Consider the following 18,835-nt stretch of genomic DNA (forward strand, 5'->3'; position numbering starts at 1 on the left):
ACTCACCTCGCGACATTGAATATCACCTTGTAATCGGTGTCATAGTGCACTCGCCCAGTCACTGGATTGTAGTAGAAGTGCACCTGAAATGGCCCCTGCGAACTCCTGTAGGTCTTGGTCGAATATTTCGCCCAGTCGTTTATATCGCTACCGTCACTGATCAGGACGTTACGGAGCGGCTTATTACGAAGGCTTTTGGCATCGATGATCCGGATCGATTCATCGATTACCTCCGCCTTGAGATACCCAGCGTCCGTAAAGATGCTACGGCCCTCCACACCCCAAAGTTGATTCGACAGTCCCTGTCGTGCGACGTTGTTGCGAGCCGAGTCGGGCCCCAGCCGCGCTGCTTGAGCGACAGCGTCTGCCCGAGTTCGTCCAATTGCCGGGAAACGGCTGGCGACTACGCCGACGGCTATGTCGGCAGCCAAGGCTGAGCAGTTGCCTTTGACGACGCAGGCTTTGGAGTCGAGGACGCCGGCGGTGCCGGCGGAGAGCATGCCGGTGGCGGCTGAGACCTGGAGGAAGATCGGGACGGCTGGTGCGCAGGAGCGGATGAGGGTGCATGCGACGGCGCCACCCAGGGCTGCGGTTGAGGTCCAGCCGGAGACGGTGGAGACATCGGTGAGGGTGCCTTCGATGTTGTCGAGGCCCTGGAGGTCGTTGTTCGAAATGGGGTTGCCGGCCGCGTAGGCGTACGACTGGGAGCTGCCGCCTTGGTCCGGGGAGAGGAAGGTAGCGGTGGACGGGTTGTACTCGCGTTGGCCCATCAAGTAGTTGCCGTTGGGCAGTTGGAGGGCGCCGGCGTAGGTGGGGGCGGTGGGCTTGGGAGTGTCGCCGGGTGGTTGGCGAGGGGTGCCGTACGGCTCGTATTCGTGGTGGGTCAGCGATTTGCCGCTGGTGGCGACCAGGGAGCCGGCGCGGCCGGACAGAAGTTCAGTTGTTCCGCTGGAAGTGGTTTGGGCGATGAGGCCGGCGCCGTAGCTGTAGCGTTGGGCGGTTTTGCCGGTGGCGGTCTGGAGGATCTGCGGGGACAGCGGGTCCCAGAGATAGGCCGTGGTCTGGGCGCCGGAGGTTGAGGTGGCGCGGCGGCCATCGCCGGTGTGGGCATAGGTCGTTGTGGCATTTGCTGTTGTGGAGGACGTTGGCTTGCCTGCGGCGCTCCAGGTGTACTTCGTGGTGCCGTCGGAGGAGAGGTTGCCGTCCGGGTCATAGGTGTAGGAACTCGCGACAGGCGGGACTCGCGGGTAGTCCTTCGGGGCCGCGATGGAGGCGAGTAGCTCACTGCCTGAACCGTAGAGGGACCAGGTGCTGCCGTCGGGACGGTTCTCCCAGGTGCGGTTGCCGGCACCGTCGTAGGCGTAGCGGAGGTAGTCGGTCGCGTCGCTCGAACACTTGTCGGCCTTGTAGCAAACCTCGGTCAGGCGGTTCAGTGGGTCGTAGGTATAGGCGGTCGAGCCACTGATCGAATCCTTTGAGTGGACGAGGTTGCCGGCGGCGTCGTACTCGGAGGTCACCTCGCGCAGGCTCTTGCCGCCCTTGGTCAGCTTCAGCGAGGACTCGCGCTCGAGTGCGTCGTACGAGCGGGTTTCCGTCAGGCCGCTGGATCTCTTGACGGTGACCGCTCCGCGGGCGAGGTCATAGCTGTACGAGGCGAGCGTCTTGCCGTCGACTTTCGCCGCGTTCAGCCGGTCGGCCAGGTCCCAGGTGTAGCTCTCTGTGTGGCCAGCGGCGGTGCGCGAGGCGAGGTTGCCGGCGCGATTCCATTGGTAGGCGACGGTCGCGCTTGGGCGAGTGACAGAGCTGAGTCGGTCGAAGGGGTCATACCCGAAGCGGGTGACTCCGAGAGCGTCGGTCATCGACGTCCGTCGGCCGACCGCATCCCAGGCGATCGAGACCGACGGTGTCTTGTCGGAATAGTCCAGACGCGTCATCGCGCCGCGGGGATCCAGCGTGAACGAGGCGGTCTTGCCTGACGGCAGCGTCGTACGGATCAGCCGCCCAGATTTGTCGTAGGCGAAATGCCAGGTCCGGTTGCCGTAGGTCGTCGCCGTGGTCCGGCCGGCGCCGTCGTACTCGAAGGTCTGGGTGCGTCCGCTGGCGTCGGTGTGTTTGATGACCCGGCCTGCGGCGTCATACTCGGTGACCGCCTCTACGAGTGACGAGTCAGGGCCCTTGATCCCTACAAGTTGATCCGCGTCGTCGTAGCGAAGCTGAGTCACTCCGCCGCGCGGGTCCACGGCCGCGGTGAGCCGTCCGCGCTCGTCGTAGGTCTGCTTGGTGGTGACGCCCATCGGGGCGCGCTGCTCGAGCAGTTGGCCGTCGGCCGAATAGACGTAAGAAGTGCTCTGCCCGCGAGACGAGATGGCTTTGGTCGGACGGCCCCAGCCGTCCACCTCGTAGCTCGCGACTTGTCCGGCGGGGTCAGCGACGCGGAGGAGGTCACCGTCTGGTGAGTAACCGAGCCGGGTGGTACGACCCAGAGAATCCTGCATCGAAGTGACCAGACCGCGGTTGTCGTAGACCGCGCTCGACACTTGGCCGGCAAGAGCGGTGCTCAGCAGGTTGCCGCGCTGGTCGTAGGCGAAGGTGGTCTGTCTGCCAATCGGGTCCGTGGTCGCGACCAGGTCGTTCGCAGCGTTGTAGCCGTACTTCGTGACGTTGCCTGTGGCATCTGTCGAGGCGATCCGGCGACCGCGGCCGTCGAAGTCATGCCGCGCGCCATGGCCGAGTCCGTCGAAAACGCGGATGAGATTTCCGGTCGAGTCGTAGTGGAACGTCACGGTCGCGCCGGTCGGATCGATCTGACGCACCAGCCAGTTGCGTTCGTACTCGTTGATCCATTGGCCGCCGACCGGATCGGTCATCGTCGACTTACCGCGGATTCCGGCCGGCTCCCAGCGCCAGGTCGTCTTCCCGCCGTTGGCGTCGGTCTGGCCCGCCACTCGACCGTCGGAGTCGTACTCGGTGGTGAGCGTGGGCTTGGTGGCCGCACCAGGTGTCTGGGTGGCAAGTCGGCCCGCGCCGTCGTACGAGTATGCGACCTTCGAACCACCCGGAGAGGTGACTGACACAAGTCGGCCGTCTGCATACGCGTAGCTCACGCTGCGGGACTCGACGCCGGGCGCGATGAGCGTCACGGCCGTGATCAGGCCCTGATCGTCGTACGCGTACTTCAACGCGCGCCGACCGTTCGCCACCGAGGCAACTCGCCCGTCAGACCGCTCGACTCTGATGCCTTGGCCGTTGCGATCGAGCACGGCGAGCAGGTCACCGGTCGCGGAGAACTGCATCCGAAGCTGGTCGAAGCTGGTCAGGACGTAGCCGGTACCGACCTGGGCCAGGTTGAAATGGGCCGCCCCCGGTTCCACGACGAAGGCACCGCGGCGTCGGCTGAAAGCAATCTCTCGACCGTCCGATGCCAGATAGGTCGCGGAGTTGCCGGCGAGCGCGAGGCGATCGGAGTACGACGGGCGCCATCCAGGACCCAGCGGACCAGCTGTCGGGTCGTTGGAGTTGTAGGTGCGCGTGGCCGCCAGCGAGACGCCAGGCCCCGGGAGTGCCGCGTCGGTCTCGACCGCGGCCAGCGCGCCGGTCAGCGAGTTGACCGGATCGGATTGCATGGCGAAGGGCCCGAACAGACCTCTCGCCTGCTTGTCGGGCAAGGTGAAACCGGGTGCGCCCGCGTAGATGTTGACGTAGCCGCCGGTGGCGCCCTTGCCGTTGGTGAGCGAAACGCTCAGCAACCCGGGTGAGGACGGCATCTTGCAGTCGAGTGGCAGCGTGATGGTCCAGCTCAGGGACTGCGTACGCGCCGGCTTCGGTTTCGGTTGGTTCGTGCAGGGCCAGGCGCTGACTTGCCAGGTGCGCGCGTCGGTCAGCTGGATGATGCAGATGCTCGCGGCCGGGGCGAAGGTGCGGGCCTGGAAGGTGAACGTTTGGCCGGTGCCCGCGTGACCGAAACCGCCGTCGTTCGCGATCTGGGGACCCTTGGTCAGCAGTTCGCCGCCGGCGGTGATGCTCATGTCGACGTGGATGCAGGTGCCGTCCTCGGCGTGAGCGGCCGGTGGTCGCACGATGCTCAGCGGGTTGAGGAGGAGAAGGGTCAGGAGCAGGAGGAGGCAGCGTCGGGAAAGGGACATTTTCGCCTCCTGTCGGTGAAGGGTGGTGACAGAGAGTTTATGGGTCCCCGGGAGCGCTGTGGGGTGGGTGGTTACAGGGTGTGGACAAGTGGGGATGTCACCCTGTGCCGGGTCGGGGGTGGGCGTCCCCTACGATTCACCGCATCCGGATGTAGCTCGGATTCGAAGTCGGATCGCCCAATCCGGCTGGCGGGTCTGCCACGAAGAGTGTGAGGGTGTGGCCATGAACATCGGTAGTCGGAAGATCGTCGTGGATGAGGCCATCGCGCAGCTGCGGCTGTACGCGGAGACGAACGGCGCTGTGCTGAAGTACTACGACGGTCTGCCCGGGATGACGAACGTCGGTGGGTCGGAGCCGGATCGGGTCACGCTCGACGACCTGGCGCGGACGATGGTGATCGGCGCCGACCTGCGCGCCGCGGACATCCCCTGGTTGCTCGAGGTGGACGCGGACAAGGAGTTCGCCGCCGTCCCGGTCGACGCGAAGCTGGAGGACGCCGCACCCGGTACGCCGCTGTTCGAGGCGGCCACCGAGCTGGACGAGAAGTTCGGCGGTCACCGCGGCTTCGGGCACGCCAAGAAGGCGAAGCTGCTGCACCTCAAGCGGCCGTATCTCTTCCCGGTCAGCGACAGCTTCATCCGGATGACCTACAGCGAGGCCTCCGCCGGCCCCGACTTCCTGGCCGCCGTGCATCGCGACCTGGTCAACCCGGCGAACGTTCGCGACTTCAAGCTGCTCCAGGTGCGGCTGATCGCCGAGCCGGCCACGTCGGCCGCGCGCGTGCTGGCCGAGGCACCGACGCTGCGGTTGCTCGACATCCTCGCCTCGCTGCTCGGTGAGGCCAAGTAGCTCTCGCTCCAACCTTGCTGCACGTCTCGGGAGGCAGCGGCTGCGCCGCTGGTGGCTGGCCGTTCCGGTGCTCGTTCTCGGGCTCGGTCTGATCGCGAGGCGGCTACATCACGCCTAGGCGGGCCAGCGGCTCCACCAGTTCTCGCTCCTCGTACGAGAGGTGGGAGAGCAGCGTGTCCTCCAGGAGGTCCACCGAGGTCCGCAGGGTGTCGATAGTGGCGGAGCCGTCTACTAGAGCTACCAGCGCCTTGTCGACGCCTTCCAGGACGTCGTGGATGACCAGGTGCTCCTCTTGGAGCCGGTCGACCACTGGGGCGAGCGCTGGGTCGGCTCGGCGGAGGCGCGGGAAGAGTGCGGCGTCTTCGATCGAGTGGTGGGTGGTGACCAGGCGGCAGTAGGTCTCGCAGTACACGCCCAGGGTCCAGTTGTTCTGGCGCATGGTCATGGTGTTGATGTGGGAGCGTGCCTGGCCGACGCCGAGGGAGCCGGCGGCTACCTGTTCCACCAGGTCGCGGATCTGGTCGAGCTCGGCGCGCAGGTGGTCGTGGACCTGGATCAGGTGCTCGCCCGACGCCAACTGCTGGGGTGAGTAGACGCGGGTCGGGTCGAGAGCGGGGCCGGTGGGGCGGTCTGACTCGTCCCATGGCTGTATTGCGCTGCGCTTGGTGGCGGGAGGCGGGGTTGGAACCACGCTGAAGTTCCCAGATGGAAGGGAAGGCGCAGCGGTGGTGTCGACCGGAGTGATAGTGGTCGTAGTCGTTCGGCCGGCGGCTACTGCTTCTCGTACTGCGGGCGCAAGCTCGCCGAAGCGGCGGATGTCGTCTGGGTCGTCCGACGCGAGGATGTACGTGCTGATGCCCTCGGTGAGCGTCAGCTCGGTCAGCTGCTCGATCCAGAGCTCCTCCGGCCCCTGCAAGAAGCCGCCGTGGCCGGCGAAGTTGCCGGAGATGTTGTAGAGCCGCCGTACTGCGGACGGGTCACGCCCGGCCGCTACGGCTGCCTCGTCGATCGCCTTGTTCATCGCCGCGAGTTCCTCCGGCGGCGCATACGCGCTCGACGGCAGCCAGCCGTCAGCAAGCCGCCCGGTGACCGCAAGCATCCGCGGCTTGTAGGCGCCCAGCCAGATCTGTACGTCGTGCACCGGGGCAGGCCCGCGCTTGGCGCCCTTGACCGTGTAGTGCTTGCCCTCCAGCCGGATGCCGCCACCAGTGGTGGACCAGACTTCCCGGATGATCCCGATGGCCTCCTCGAGCGCTGTGATGCTCTCCCCTGCCGTCAGCTGGGGACCAGCGTTGGCTGCAACCGCCTCCAGGAACCCGCCGGCGCCCAGTCCGAGCTCTACTCGCCCGCCGGTGATCCGGTCGAGAGTGGCGACACTGCGGGCCAGCACGACCGGGTGGCGCAGCGGCAGGTTGGCGACGTTGGTGGAGACCGAGACGCGCTCCGTGTGGGCAGCGATGACGGACAGGAGCGTCCACGCGTCGAGCAGTCGCGGCTGGTACGGGTGGTCCTGGACGGTGACCAGGTCGAGTCCGACCTGCTCGGTCAGCTGCGCGAGCGCGATCACCCGCTCGGCGTCCTCGACCGCCGGCGTGAGGAACGTGCCGAACACCAGCTCGTGCCCGTAGTCCATCGTCCACCTCTACCCTAAATAGTTCGTGCCACGTAATATTGACTCGACGAACAAATTACTTCGTGCCACGAACAATCACAAGTGGGAGCCGCCGTGAAGGAGACCGTGGGCGCCGCCAGCGGGCTGGTCCGGCTGACGTTCCTGGTGCAGAACCTGTACGCCGAGGTCGGCCGCGGCTGCGATCTCACCGCCGCCCAGGCGCAGATGCTGTGCACCCTGGCCGGCCGTTCGGTCGGGATGGCGGAGCTGTCCGGCCTGCTCTGTCTGGAGCGGTCGAGCCTCACCGGCCTGGTCGACCGCGCCCAGCAGCGCGGCCTCGTGGTCCGGGAGAACGACCCGCACGATCGCCGCGCGGTGAAGGTCACGCTGACCCCAGAGGGCTCCAAGGCCCTGCACCGCTTCAACGACGAGCTGACCGAGCGGCTCGACAAGCTGCTCGCCGACCTGCCGGCCACCGAGCGCGACAGATTCGCCAAGACGCTGAACCGGGTCATTGCCGACTCGTCCGCTGTGTTCGCAGACTAGAGCGATGATCCTCACCTCGACGCTGCAGGCGATCGGCAACACCCCGCTGGTCCGGCTGCAGCGCATCGTGCCGGCCGGTTCGGCGCAGGTACTGGTGAAGCTCGAGGGCGGCAACCCGACAGGCAGCTACAAGGACCGGATGGCCTTGGCGATGATCGAGGGAGCCGAACGCCGCAAGGTGCTCCGGCCCGGTCAGCGCGTAGTGGAGTTTACCGGCGGCAGTACGGGCTCTTCGCTGGCCTTCATCTGCGCCGTGAAGGGCTACCCGCTCACACTCGTCTCTTCTGATGCCTTCTCTCAGGAGAAGCTCCGGACCATGCAAGCGTTCGGTGCCGACCTGGTGGTGGTTCCGAGCGACCACGGCCGGATCACGCCTGACCTGTTCGTCCGGATGCGCCAGGAGGTCGACCGGGTCATCGCGAGCGACAACGCCTTCTGGACGGACCAGTTCAACAACACTGATGCGCTGGACGGCTATGCGGTGCTCGGCCGCGAGATCCTCGACCAGACAGTCGGTACTGCGCTGCACACCTTCTCCGCCGCCGTAGGCACAGGCGGCATGCTGGTCGGCGTAGGCCAAGTACTGCGCCCACACCTCGACCGCATAGTCGCCCTGGAGCCCGCAAGCTCCCCCGCGCTCACCCAAGGCTTCGGTGGCCCACACCGCGTCGAAGGTACTGCGACCGGCATCGTCCCGCCCTTGCTCACCAAAGACGCCTACGACGAGGCACGAGCGGTAGACGAGTCCGAAGCCCGCGAGCTGGTCAAGTCCCTGTCCCGCCAGGAGGGGGTCTTCGCCGGTACGTCGTCCGCTCTCAACGTGTTGGGCGCGATCCAAATGGCGTCAGAGCTGTCCCCGGAGCAGACAGTCGTCACAGTGGCAGCTGATACCGGCCTCAAGTACCTAGCCGGCGACCTCTACCTGTGAGAACGCCTCGTCCAGCTCCAACCGACTACCAACCTCGTACTGCGCCGCGAACTCATCCCCACCCAGCGCAGCCCGCGCAGCACCAGCTGCCCGGTCGATGTCGACCTGCTCCGCAGCACTAACCGCATAGCCCTCTTCAGCCCGTACTGCGGCCGCCACTCCCAGCAGACGCGCAGCAACCGCCTTGTCGTCCACAGAGGCCGCAAGACCCTCCAGCGACCAACACATCCCCCGCCGCGACTCGTACTCGCGCGAGATCCGGTACGCCTCGGCATGCAACGGCCTGGCCTGCGCCAAGTCACCCCGCAGCTCAAGCGCATAGCCGAGCTCATCCAGCACGATCGACAGGTACAGCACCGGCTCGTCCTGCTTGCGAGCCGTCTCGATCGTCGCCTGCAACTGACTCTCCGCAGACTCCAAGTCACCCGACCGCCGAGCAGCGAACCCGAGTACCAGCTCAGCTAGCGCCTGGGTCGACCTATGCCCCTGCTCAGTCGCCAACCGCAACGCCCGCTCCCCAAGGGCCTTCGCCTCGGCATACGAGCCCTGCCGCACTGCTGTCCAGCCGAGCCACCCCAGCTCCCCGGCCACCTCTGGCCAGAGGTCAAGCGCCTCCGCCATCTCCAACCCCTCGGCATGCAGCCGCGCAGCCTCGTCGAAGTCGCCCTTGAGCTCAGCCAGAGCGCCAAGCCACCCAGTGGCCTGCAGTAGACCCCAGCGGTCGCCCAGTAGCCGGAACAGCCGAGCACTCTCGACCGCATCAGCCTCAAGCCCCGTCAGGTCAGCACGGACGTGCGCATGCTTCGCCCGAGCCGCCAGCACGGCCGCAATCCCCCACTGATCGCCAGCAGCCTCAAACGCCGCCAGTGCCCTCTCCAACTGCGCCAGACAAACAGCAAGGTCACCGGAATCGCTTGCAGAGAAGGCGATCCACCACTCAGCCCGTGCATCGACCTCACCAACCCGCTCACGCACTGCAGCCGCGCTGACATCCCCCTGCGCGTACAGGAAGCCGGCCAGCCACGCTGTAGCCTTCGCAGACTCCGGCAGTGCCTCCAGGGATCGCCTGGCCTCAGCAAACCGCCCCCGCAGGAACCAGTACCAGGCAAGCGCATCCGCAAGCCGCTCAGCCAGCAGCAGATCCCCACTGGCCACAGCGCCGTCAAACGCGCTGCGCAGGTTGCCGGCCTCGGCATCAAGCAGCTGCAACCACCTGCCCTGCTCCGGCCCAGTCAGGTAGTCCCTGGCCGTCTCGGCGAACTCCGCGTAGTACTGGTGATGGCGTTGCCTGACCGCCTCCAGTTCGCCGGCCTCTCGCAGCTTGGTGACGCAGTACGCCGCTACTGACTCCAGCAGCCGGTACCGCGGTCCCTCGGGTCCATGGACCGACACGACCAGCGACCGGTCGACCAGTCGCATCAGGACGTCCAGGACGTCGACCCCGTCCTCGCTGCACACCTGCTCGGCCGCATCCGCAGTACACCCATCAGTCTGTACTGCGAGCCGCCGCAGCACCGCCTGCTCCGACGGCGACAGCAGGTCCCAGCTCCAGTCGATCATCGCCATCAGCGTCTGCTGCCGAGGCGCCGCACCGCGATGCCCGGTCGCCAGCAACCGGAACCGGTCATCGAGCCGTGCAACCAACCCCTGGACGCCGAGCGCCCGCACCCGGGTCGCAGCCAGCTCCAACGCCAACGGAATCCCGTCGAGCCGCCGGCAGAGCACAGCAACCGCTGCCGCCGACTCCTCGTCCAGGGCGAACCCACGGTCGGCAGCTGATGCTCTGGCGACGAACAACTGCACAGCCGAGGACAACTCCAACTCAGGCCTGGCAGCACTCATCGCTGGCACCTCTAGCGGCGGCACACTCCAGACAGCCTCGCCAGTGAGTCCCAGTGGCTCTCGACTAGTCGCCAGTACGCGCAGTCCCGGCGCCGCGGCCAGTAGCTCATCAGTGAGAGCCGCTGCGGCCTCTACTACGTGCTCGCAGTTATCCAGCACCAGCAGCAACTCCAGCGGTTGCAGTGCCGCTGCCAGTACGCCAGAGCCTGCGCCCGCACCCACCGAGTCCCGCAGGTCCAGCGCTGCCTGCACCAGGTCCGCCAGCGACCCGGTGACGTTGAGCGCCTCGGGAGCGACCGCTGCCAACTCGACCAGGAACACCCCGTCGGGGAAGCGACTCGCCAGGCCGTCCGCGGCGGCAAGGGCCAGGCGGGTCTTGCCAACTCCCCCGGGCCCGGTGAGCGTGACGAGGCGGTCGGCGTACAGGCGGCTCTGGACGTCTCTGATCGCGTCGCGGCGGCCGACGAGTTCGGTGAGCTTGGCGGGCAGGTTGCTGCGTCGCCGGGTCTGCGGCAGCTCCTGGGTGAGGATGGACTGCCGGAGCGCGTCAAGCGAGGGTGTGGGGTCCAGACCGAGCTCGTCTGCCAGCAGAGTCCGCAGCTGCTCGTAGCTCTCCAGTGCTTCGCTCTGCCGGCCCGCGCGGTACAGCGCCTTCATGTGGACCGCACGGAGCCGCTCCCGCAGTGGGTGCTCCGTGAGGAGGTCTGCCACGTCGCCGATCAACGCGTTGTGGTCCTGCCGAGTCTCGAAGTAGTCCTCGGTCGCAGTGAGCCGCTGCTCGCTCAGCCGCGCCACTGCGGTCTCCACGAACGCCTCGTCCGAGAAGTCCGCGTACGCCGGTCCCCGCCACAGCGCCAGCGCTTCCTCGAACCGCCCGTGCTCCAGGTGCGCGGTGAAGCCCAGTGCGTCGTACGAGCCGCTGTCGACCTTCAGCGAGTACCCGGCCGGTCCGGAGACGACCAGCGCACGGCTGCCGGGCTCAGCGTCCTCGAACGCACGCCGGAGCTGGGACACCTTCGCCGAGAGCGTCCCGGCCGGGTTGCCCGGCAGGTCGTCGCCCCAGAGGTCGTCGATCAGCCTGTCGGCCGGCACCGGCCGCCCCTCGTGCACCAGCAGGTCCGCGAGCAGCGCACGCACCTTCAGACCCGGGACAGTGACCGGCTCGCCACTGTCCGTCCAGGCCGTCACCGGTCCGAGCACCCCGAAACGCATGGCCGCACTCTAGCTTTCCGGGGGTTTCCGGATGACCCGCCGCGGATCGGAAAGAAACCGTAAACCCTCTCGGGCAGAGTCTTCCTCAACAGCAACGAGGCACCAACGACGCAACAGAGGGAGGTGAGCAGAGGATGAAGCTCCGACTCGCAGTGATCATCGGCAGCACCCGCCGCGGCCGGTTCGGCCCGACAGTGGCCGACTGGTTCGCCCAGCAGGCCGCCAAGCGCGCCGACCTCGACGTAGACGTGGTCGACCTGGCCACTGCGAACCTCCCCCAGACACTGACCGACACCGACGAGCCCACGCCGGCCGAGGTCGCAGTACTGGCTCCCCGGCTGGCTGCGGCGGATGCGTTCGCAGTGATCACCCCGGAGTACAACAGCAGCTTCCCGGCGCCACTGAAGACCGCACTCGACTGGTACTACGAGGAGTGGCACGCCAAGCCGGTAGCGATCGTGGCCTACGGCCGCGAGACAGGTGGCCTGTACGCCGCCGCGCAACTGCGGCAGGTCTTCACGGAGCTGCAGGCGATGGCGATCCGCAACACCGTGTCCCTGCCCTGCTACTGGGAGCAGTTCGCTGCCGACGGCAGCTGGCCCCGCCCCGGCTCGGGCTACGACGCCTCGGCCAAGACCACGCTCGACCAGCTCGTCTGGTGGGCCCAAGCACTTCGCGACGCCCGCACCAAACACCCCTACCAAGCCTGACCCACAGATCAGAGAGGCACCACCATCATGCGCAAGATCATCGAGTCCACCTTCGTCACCCTCAACGGCAGCATCTCCGACCCGCAGAACTGGAGCGGCCCGTTCTGGGACGAGGAGCACTTCGGCTACTCCGGCAAGCTGATGGAGAACACCGAGGCCCTGCTGCTCGGCCGGGCCACCTACGAGGGGTTCGCCGACGCCTGGTCGCAGCGCGACGGCGAGATGGCCGACACCTTCAACGCGATGCCGAAGTACGTCGCCTCCCGGACCCTGACCGACACCACCTGGAACGCCAAGCTGCTCGAGGGCGACACGGTCGAGGCGGTCCGCAAGCTGAAGGAGGAGGACGGCGGCGACCTGCTCAAGTTCGGCACCGGCTCGTTCTCGCAGACCCTGCTCGAGCACAAGCTGGTCGACGAGTACCACTTCTGGGTCTTCCCGGTGCTGGCCGACGGCGTGCAACTGTTCGCCGAGTCGGAGATCGGCATCAACTACCTCGAACTGCTCGGCACCACCACCTTCAAGTCCGGCATCGTCGTGCACAAGCTGGCGCCGAAGGCCTGACCGCAGTACCGAACGTCCGGAACCCGCCGACCGGGTTCCGGACGTTTCGTCGTTTCGGAGTGGGTACAGAAGTGGCTTACTCAGAAGGGACTTGAGCTGATGGGAACCGTCATCACCATCATCGTGGTCGTTCTGGTCGCCGCGGTCGCGCTGTACGCGTACCAGCGACGACGGACCGCCCAACTGCAGGAACGGTTCGGGCCGGAGTACGAGCGCACGCTGGAAGAATCCGGTGACCGCAAGGAGACGCTGCGTGACCTGCGGAGCCGCGAGCAGCGCCGGGCCAAGCTGGACGTGCACCCGCTGTCCGGCGAGTCCGCGGAGCGCTACCGGGCCGAGTGGAGTCAACTGCAGCAGGACTTCGTCGACGCGCCCGGTGACGCCGTCACCCAGGCGGACCGCCTGGTACTGCGGATGATGCGCGAAGCCGGCTACCCGGTCGACGACTTCGACCAGCGCGCCGACGACATCTCGGTGGACCACCCCGAGGTCGCGCAGAACTACCGCCAGGCGCACCAGGTAGCGATCGCCCAGACCCAGGGCCCGGTCGACACCGAGGAACTCCGTCAGGCGGTCACCGCCTACCGCCGGCTGGTCGACGTCCTGCTGGAGAACCCCGCCGAGCTGAACGGCCACACCGACACCAGGGAGCAGTCATGACCACCCCTTACCCCACCGACAACGACCGCGACCGTACTGCGGACCTGGACGCCCCGGACCGTACTGCGGACGCCGACGCCAACCCGCTGGACCGTGCAGCAGGCACCGACGCGCTCGACCGTCCAGCAGACACCCAGTACAACGTGGATCAGGTAAACGCCGATCAGGCACCACTCGACACAGTGACCGAGCCGGTCACCTACCCCGCCGATACCGAGCCTGTCGACGCCACCCCGGGCGACTCCACTCCAGCAGACGCCACCGCAGTGGACTCCACCCCAGTCGACGCGGCACCTCCCACCACCCACGCCCCGACCACCCCAGCACCCGCCACCGACGAGCCGCTGGTCCCCACCTCCGAAGCCGTCGACTTCAAAGCCCGCTGGGACGTGGTCCAGCAAGGCTTCGTCGACGACCCGCGCTCCGCCGTCACCGACGCCGACAAGCTGGTCTCCGACGTCCTCGAGCGCCTCTCGGCCACCTTCGACCAGCAGCACCGCGACCTGGAAGGCCAGTGGTCGGACGGCGAGCCCTCCACCGAGGACCTCCGCTCCGCCCTGCAGAAGTACCGCGCCTTCTTCCAGCGCCTGCTGACGATCTGACTTCGAGCGAGCAAGCCGACAGCGCGGCGTGAGCACCAAGCCCACGCCGCGCCGCAGGCCTCTAAGGAACGATGTTCTGGTTGAGATGGAACAGATTCCCCGGGTCGTACTTGCGCTTCACCTCCACCAACCGCTCATAGTTGCCCCGGTAGTTGTCAGCAACGCGCCCCTGATCGTCACCAGCCATGAAGTTGACGTACCCACCGGACTCGGAGTGCGGCGAGACCGCGTCGTAGTACCCGCGGACCCACTCGACGCTCCGGTCGTTCTCCGCCGGATCCGGCCACATCCCCGCGATCACTGTCGCGAAATTGGCTTCCCTGTAGGCGAAAGCGGTCGCATCGGCCGGCACTCGGTGGCAGGCGCCGTTGATCGGGTAGATGTGCACTGTCGAGTTCACGGCCGGTAGCCCGGGCGCATGCTGCAGGTGCGCCTGGATGGCCTCGTCGGTGAGCTCGGTGACGAAGTTGGCCTTCCAGTAGTGCTGCAGCCCCGGCGGTACGAGTGCATCGAACGCACTGTTCAGCGCGGGGTACGGCATCGCCCCCACATGCTCCGCCACCACCGGAGCGAACTGCCGGAACTTGGCAACCTCCTGCTCGCCCTGCGCCGGATCCCCTGCCCAGCAAGCCACTATGAGCGTGAACGGATCGCCATGGCGGTCCTCGGGAATGAACGGCAGCGGCGGCGCCAACTGGAACGCCGGGAAGCCACCTAGCTGCTCCGGAGCGTCCTTGATCAGGTCCCGGAAGCCGGCCAACACAGCAGCGCCGTCCGCCATCTCGAAGAGCATCGGCCCGCCATAGATGGTGTCCACTGGCGCCAGCCGGAACTCGAGCGCGGTGACCACGCCGAAGTTGCCACCGCCACCGCGCAGCGCCCAGAACAAATCCTCGTGCTCCTTCTCGCTGGCGGTCAGGAACCGGCCGTCCGCGGTCACCACGTCGGCCGAGATCAGGTTGTCGCAGGACAACCCGAGCCCACGCGCCAGGTACCCGATCCCGCCGCCCAGCGTCAGTCCGCCGACCCCGGTGGTCGAGATGATGCCGCCGGTGGTCGCCAGCCCGAAGGCGTGGGTCGCCGCGTTGAAGTCGCCCCAGGTGGCACCGCCGCCGGCGCGCGCAGTACGGGTGACCGGGTCGACCCGGACGTTGCGCAGCGGGCTCAGGTCGGCGACCACACCGTCGTCGCAGGTGCCGAAGCCCGGCACACTGTGGGAGCCGCCCCGGACCGCCAGGTCGAGGTCGTTGGCGGTCGCGTAGCCGATGGCGGCCTGGACGTCGCCCACGTTCTCGCACCGCACGACGACCCGCGGGTGCTTGTCGATCATCGCGTTGTGGACCGTGCGCGCCTCGTCGTACCCCTCGTCCGCGTCGGTGGAGACGGGACCTCTGGTGCGCTCCTTCAAGTCCTCGATCGTGTACTCGCCCATGACTCCTCCACGGTCTTGCGGGCGTTCCCACGTTGTTCGACCGGCGCGCGTCCGTCGCGGCACCGACCAGACCGGCTAGCCACCCTGCGACGCAGTGCGAGAAGTTCCCCAGAGAGCATCTGGTCCCGGACGGCTGCCAGACCTCCCCCTGACAACCCCGTTCCCTTCGACCCTCCGCCTCCCCTCAGCGCTAGTCAAGCCCTCGCCACCAGCATCGGCGGATGGAGTCTTCGCCCAGCTTGTCGAGGGCGTCAGCCGGCGGTAAAGAGTTGTTTTGCGGCGATCCGCACAGCCTCATCGGCAACCGCCTCACCCGGACTGTTGCCGTACGCGAGCAGCTCACCACCCCACCGCATCCCGAGGTAGTCGGCACTCAACCGCACCGTGCCGAGCAGCGGATCCGCGTCGGAGACGTCGGTGGCGGTGTGCGAGGTGATCGCCCACATCGTCTTGCCGCGCATCCGGTCGCGGAAGTCGACACCCGGTACGCGCATCCAGGCCGTCCAGTAGTCCAGGTACGCCTTCACACTCGTCGACACGGAGTACCAGTACAGCGGACTGGCGATCACCAGATCCGTCGCCGCCAGAGTCACGTCGAGCAACTCCCGCTCGCTGTCCACCGGCTCAGGGAAAACGCCGTCGCCCTCGTGCCGCAGATCGCGGAACGGCGCCAGCGGCAGCTCCGCCAACCGCACCCACTTCTGCTCGACCTCAGGCGCCAACTCGGCAGCCGCCAGCCGGGCCAGCGCCTCGGTGTTGCCACCGGCCCGGCCACTCCCCAGCAGAAACAGAAAGCTCTCAGTCATCCTCAACTCCATGCTCGTGCAATTATTGCAGAAGCGTACATTCTCCAGACGCCGTACGTCGAGTGGTCTTGTGGCGACCTGCACTATGGAGACCATGAAGCTGCCCTGGCTGGGCGCCGTCGTCCTCGCTACGGTCGTCGGCTGCTCCTCGACGCCGACCGCCGATCCGAGCCCCAGCAGCCCACCGCCCAGCTCCACGCCGACCAGCGCGGCGTCGCCGAGCACCACCCCCAGCACCTCGGCACCGGCCTCGCCGACCCCAACCGCGCCGACACCCAGCACTCCCGCCGCGGACCCGGTGTCGCTGCCGGCGCTGATGGCGAAGAAGTACGACGGCCGCGACCTCCGCCTCGGCCGGGTCATCACCCGCACCGACGCCTACACCCGGTACTTCGTCACCTACGCCAGCGGCAAGCTCCGGATCTCGGGCATCCTCAACGTCCCGACCACCCCCGGCCGTCACCCCGCGCTGGTGCTCAACCACGGCTTCATCGACCCCGCCGTCTACACCAACGGCCGCGGCCTGATGCGCGAGCAGGACTACCTCGCCCGCCGCGGGTACGTCGTACTGCACACCGACTATCGCAATCACGCGCAGTCGTCCAAAGACCCGCGGAACGAGGTCAACCTGCGGATCGGCTACACCGAGGACGTCATCAACGCAGTACTGGCACTGAAGGCTTCGCCGTACGTCGATCCGCAGCGCGTCGGATTGTTCGGCCGGTCGATGGGCGGCGGCATCACCTACAACGCTCTCGTCGCGCAACCAGGTCTCGTCAAAGCCGCTGTGGTCTACGCGTCGGTCAGCTCGAACGCGGTCGAGAACTTCAACCGGTGGACGCGTCCGGACGCCGCGACCGCAGCAGCAGTCATCCGCGCGCACGGCGATCCGGCGAAGACCCCTGACTTCTGGCGCAACATGTCGGCGGTCAACTTCTTCGACCGGATCACCGAGCCGCTGCTGATCCAGCAGGGCCTTGCTGATTCCACCTGCCCGCCGGTCTGGGCGCAGCAGACCTATGCCGCGCTGAAGAAGGCTGGCAAGGCGGCGACCATCTACACCTACCCGGGTGAGGAGCACGCCTTCGCCGCCGCCTGGCCGACCTCGATGGCCAGAACCGTCGCCTTCCTCAAGCAACAGGGCGTCTGATGACCCGGGTCCTCGGTGTCGACGCCTGCAAGGCGGGCTGGGTCGGCGTACTGCTCGACAACGGCCAGGTCAGCGCGTACGTCGCGAGCACCATGGAACTCCTGATCCAACACAGCGGCCCGGCCGAGGTGATCGGTATCGACATCCCGATCGGCCTGCCCGACACCGCTGCCCGCCAGGCCGACCTCCTGGCCCGCTCCGCGATCGGCCGGCTCTCCTCGTCGGTTTTCACCACCCCGGTACGAGCCGCGCTGCTGGCCCCGTCACACGCCGACGCGGTCGTCATCAACCGCGAACTCACCGGTCAGGGCATCTCGATCCAGGCCTACGGCTTGCGCGGCAAGCTGTTCGAGGTCGACGAGTGGTGCCGCCGGTCCGACTCGCTGGTTGTCGAGATTCACCCGGAGGTCAGCTTCGCTCAGCTGGCCGGCGCTCCCCTGACGGTCCGCAAATCCACCTGGGCAGGCGCCGAACGCCGCCGGGCCTTGCTGGCGGGCGTCGGCATCACCCTGACCGGCGAACTGGGCCTGGCGAACCAGGCCGTCGGCGTCGACGACGTACTGGACGCCGGCGCCGTGGCCTGGTCTGCGCTCCGCGTCGCTCAAGGACTAGCGGTCTCGCTGCCCGACCCGCCTGAGGTCTTCGCCGACGGCTGGCCCGCGGCGATCTGGGTCTAGGCGAGCAGGTCCCACTCGTCGTTGCGCAGTTTGACGATCGCCCACCCCACCGCGGCGAACCCGACAGCCTGCAGCCCCCAGCCGACCAGGTCGAGGGTGTGATTGGGAATGATGACTGCGGCAACCAGATGGATCGGCTGCGACACGATCACCGCCATCGCCGCCCAGCGAGCGGTCACCTGTGCGCGCCACATCGCGATGCCGAGCAGGATGGTGCCCAGCACGTGTCCCAGGACGAAGAACGCCCCAGCGAGGTCGCCGGTCGGGTGTACTGCCTCGGCGATCCGGGTCGTGGTGGCAGCGTCCAATCCAGCGTCTGCCCCCGACCAGAAGAGTTGGTCGGCCCCAGCCAGCCAGCCGAGTGACAGGTAGCCGGGGATCAGCAGGGCGAGCGCCACGAGGGTCAGCTTCGGCGCCCGGCGGCGAGTCAGCTTGCCGACGGCGTACGCGGCCGGCACCAACGTCAGTACGGCGATGAACCCGAGCCACAGCACTGCCGAGGCGCCTCCCGGCTCGGCGATCGCTTTCGCCACCATCGTGGAGGTGTCGTCCACTGTGTCGTAGGGCAGGACATAGCGCAGTACTGCGACAGCGGCCGGGCCGATCGGCAGCAGGATCGCGGCTGTCCAACGGCTGATCCCACGGGTGTCCGTCGGCTGCGTAGTACGGGTTGCTGTGGTTGTCATCGCGCGCCTGCCAACTGCTTCGCGGGGACCAGCAGTAGCGCGGTACCGACTGCAGTTAGTGCGATGGTGAGAGCAGCGGCGACTACTGCGGCCGCCGGGACGCCTCCGGCGAAGAAGGCCGGTACTGCGCTGAGCGCCGACAGCACTCGCAGTACGAGCAGCGGTACTACCGCCCGCCGCGCACCCCGCCACGCTGCGATCACCAGCGCCAGGCTGACCAGCCCGAGCGCGGACCCGATCAGCGCGATCGACATCGGCGGGTGCTCTCCGTCGGTCAGCAGCGGCGACGCCAGGTCCCCCAGCGACAACAGCCCGAGCACTACCAGCCCTGCACGAAACATCTCGACCTCCCCTGTTGCGGCCCCGGTCGGGCCTTCCTGAGACCACAGTCAGGTCTCGGCTGCTCCCGGCGCCTG

The 18,835-nt window shown here is 67.4% G+C and carries 16 protein-coding genes; 9 read left to right on the plus strand and 7 right to left on the minus strand.

Annotated features, from left to right (window positions below; all coding sequences use genetic code 11):
- Positions 1 to 2: 2 nt before the first annotated feature.
- Positions 3 to 4,142, minus strand: a complete 4,140-nt coding sequence (locus tag AB0P21_RS27775; RefSeq protein WP_363700151.1) for a DUF6531 domain-containing protein — start codon at positions 4,140 to 4,142, stop codon at positions 3 to 5.
- 223 nt (positions 4,143 to 4,365) lie between these two features.
- Here AB0P21_RS27775 and AB0P21_RS27780 point away from each other — a divergent pair, with 223 nt between their 5' ends.
- Positions 4,366 to 4,992, plus strand: a complete 627-nt coding sequence (locus tag AB0P21_RS27780) for a DUF6308 family protein (protein ID WP_363700152.1) — start codon at positions 4,366 to 4,368, stop codon at positions 4,990 to 4,992.
- A gap of 103 nt (positions 4,993 to 5,095) precedes the next feature.
- Here the strand turns inward: AB0P21_RS27780 and AB0P21_RS27785 are convergent, their stop codons facing one another.
- Positions 5,096 to 6,625, minus strand: a complete 1,530-nt coding sequence (locus AB0P21_RS27785) for an LLM class flavin-dependent oxidoreductase (protein WP_363700153.1) — start codon at positions 6,623 to 6,625, stop codon at positions 5,096 to 5,098.
- Between the two features lie 93 nt (positions 6,626 to 6,718).
- Here AB0P21_RS27785 and AB0P21_RS27790 point away from each other — a divergent pair, with 93 nt between their 5' ends.
- Entirely contained in the window at positions 6,719 to 7,150 is a 432-nt protein-coding gene (locus AB0P21_RS27790; RefSeq protein ID WP_363700154.1) for a MarR family transcriptional regulator, read from the plus strand.
- 4 nt (positions 7,151 to 7,154) lie between these two features.
- A complete protein-coding gene (locus tag AB0P21_RS27795; protein ID WP_363700155.1) occupies positions 7,155 to 8,078 on the plus strand; it encodes a cysteine synthase family protein in 924 nt (307 codons plus the stop codon).
- Here AB0P21_RS27795 and AB0P21_RS27800 read toward each other — a convergent pair.
- Positions 8,055 to 11,132, minus strand: a complete 3,078-nt coding sequence (locus tag AB0P21_RS27800; RefSeq protein ID WP_363700156.1) for a BTAD domain-containing putative transcriptional regulator — start codon at positions 11,130 to 11,132, stop codon at positions 8,055 to 8,057. The genes AB0P21_RS27795 and AB0P21_RS27800 overlap by 24 nt on opposite strands.
- Positions 11,133 to 11,266: 134 nt before the next feature.
- Here AB0P21_RS27800 and AB0P21_RS27805 point away from each other — a divergent pair, with 134 nt between their 5' ends.
- From AB0P21_RS27805 to AB0P21_RS27820, 4 genes are all read left to right on the plus strand, one after another.
- Positions 11,267 to 11,842 carry an NAD(P)H-dependent oxidoreductase gene (locus tag AB0P21_RS27805; protein ID WP_363700157.1) on the plus strand — a complete coding sequence of 192 codons (576 nt, stop codon included), beginning with the start codon at positions 11,267 to 11,269 and terminating at the stop codon, positions 11,840 to 11,842.
- A gap of 27 nt (positions 11,843 to 11,869) precedes the next feature.
- The gene (locus AB0P21_RS27810) at positions 11,870 to 12,406 is read left to right on the plus strand and encodes a dihydrofolate reductase family protein (protein ID WP_363700158.1); all 537 of its coding nucleotides are present in this window, start codon (positions 11,870 to 11,872) and stop codon (positions 12,404 to 12,406) included.
- A 99-nt stretch (positions 12,407 to 12,505) separates the two neighbouring features.
- Complete coding sequence (locus AB0P21_RS27815) at positions 12,506 to 13,066, plus strand: hypothetical protein (RefSeq protein ID WP_363700159.1); 561 nt, start codon at positions 12,506 to 12,508, stop codon at positions 13,064 to 13,066.
- Complete coding sequence (locus AB0P21_RS27820) at positions 13,063 to 13,668, plus strand: hypothetical protein (protein ID WP_363700160.1); 606 nt, start codon at positions 13,063 to 13,065, stop codon at positions 13,666 to 13,668. Before AB0P21_RS27815 ends, AB0P21_RS27820 begins: the two co-directional genes overlap by 4 nt.
- 61 nt (positions 13,669 to 13,729) lie before the next feature.
- Here the strand turns inward: AB0P21_RS27820 and AB0P21_RS27825 are convergent, their stop codons facing one another.
- On the minus strand, positions 13,730 to 15,100 hold the full coding sequence (locus tag AB0P21_RS27825) for an FAD-binding oxidoreductase (RefSeq protein WP_363700161.1): 1,371 nt from the start codon (positions 15,098 to 15,100) through the stop codon (positions 13,730 to 13,732).
- 251 nt (positions 15,101 to 15,351) lie between these two features.
- Entirely contained in the window at positions 15,352 to 15,906 is a 555-nt protein-coding gene (locus AB0P21_RS27830; protein ID WP_363700162.1) for an NAD(P)H-dependent oxidoreductase, read from the minus strand.
- 94 nt (positions 15,907 to 16,000) lie between these two features.
- Here AB0P21_RS27830 and AB0P21_RS27835 point away from each other — a divergent pair, with 94 nt between their 5' ends.
- The gene (locus AB0P21_RS27835) at positions 16,001 to 17,056 is read left to right on the plus strand and encodes an alpha/beta fold hydrolase (RefSeq protein ID WP_363700163.1); all 1,056 of its coding nucleotides are present in this window, start codon (positions 16,001 to 16,003) and stop codon (positions 17,054 to 17,056) included.
- On the plus strand, positions 17,056 to 17,733 hold the full coding sequence (locus AB0P21_RS27840; protein WP_363700164.1) for a DUF429 domain-containing protein: 678 nt from the start codon (positions 17,056 to 17,058) through the stop codon (positions 17,731 to 17,733). The genes AB0P21_RS27835 and AB0P21_RS27840 overlap by 1 nt, the downstream gene beginning before the upstream one ends.
- Here AB0P21_RS27840 and AB0P21_RS27845 read toward each other — a convergent pair.
- Together AB0P21_RS27845 and AB0P21_RS27850 are read right to left on the minus strand one after the other, a co-directional pair.
- The gene (locus AB0P21_RS27845; RefSeq protein WP_363700165.1) at positions 17,730 to 18,419 is read right to left on the minus strand and encodes a hypothetical protein; all 690 of its coding nucleotides are present in this window, start codon (positions 18,417 to 18,419) and stop codon (positions 17,730 to 17,732) included. The two genes, AB0P21_RS27840 and AB0P21_RS27845, sit on opposite strands and share 4 nt — an antisense overlap.
- On the minus strand, positions 18,416 to 18,760 hold the full coding sequence (locus tag AB0P21_RS27850) for a hypothetical protein (RefSeq protein WP_363700166.1): 345 nt from the start codon (positions 18,758 to 18,760) through the stop codon (positions 18,416 to 18,418). Before AB0P21_RS27850 ends, AB0P21_RS27845 begins: the two co-directional genes overlap by 4 nt.
- Positions 18,761 to 18,835: the final 75 nt, after the last annotated feature.

This window comes from Kribbella sp. NPDC056861 (genome assembly GCF_040687575.1).
In the GTDB taxonomy this organism is placed as follows: Bacteria; Actinomycetota; Actinomycetes; order Propionibacteriales; family Kribbellaceae; genus Kribbella.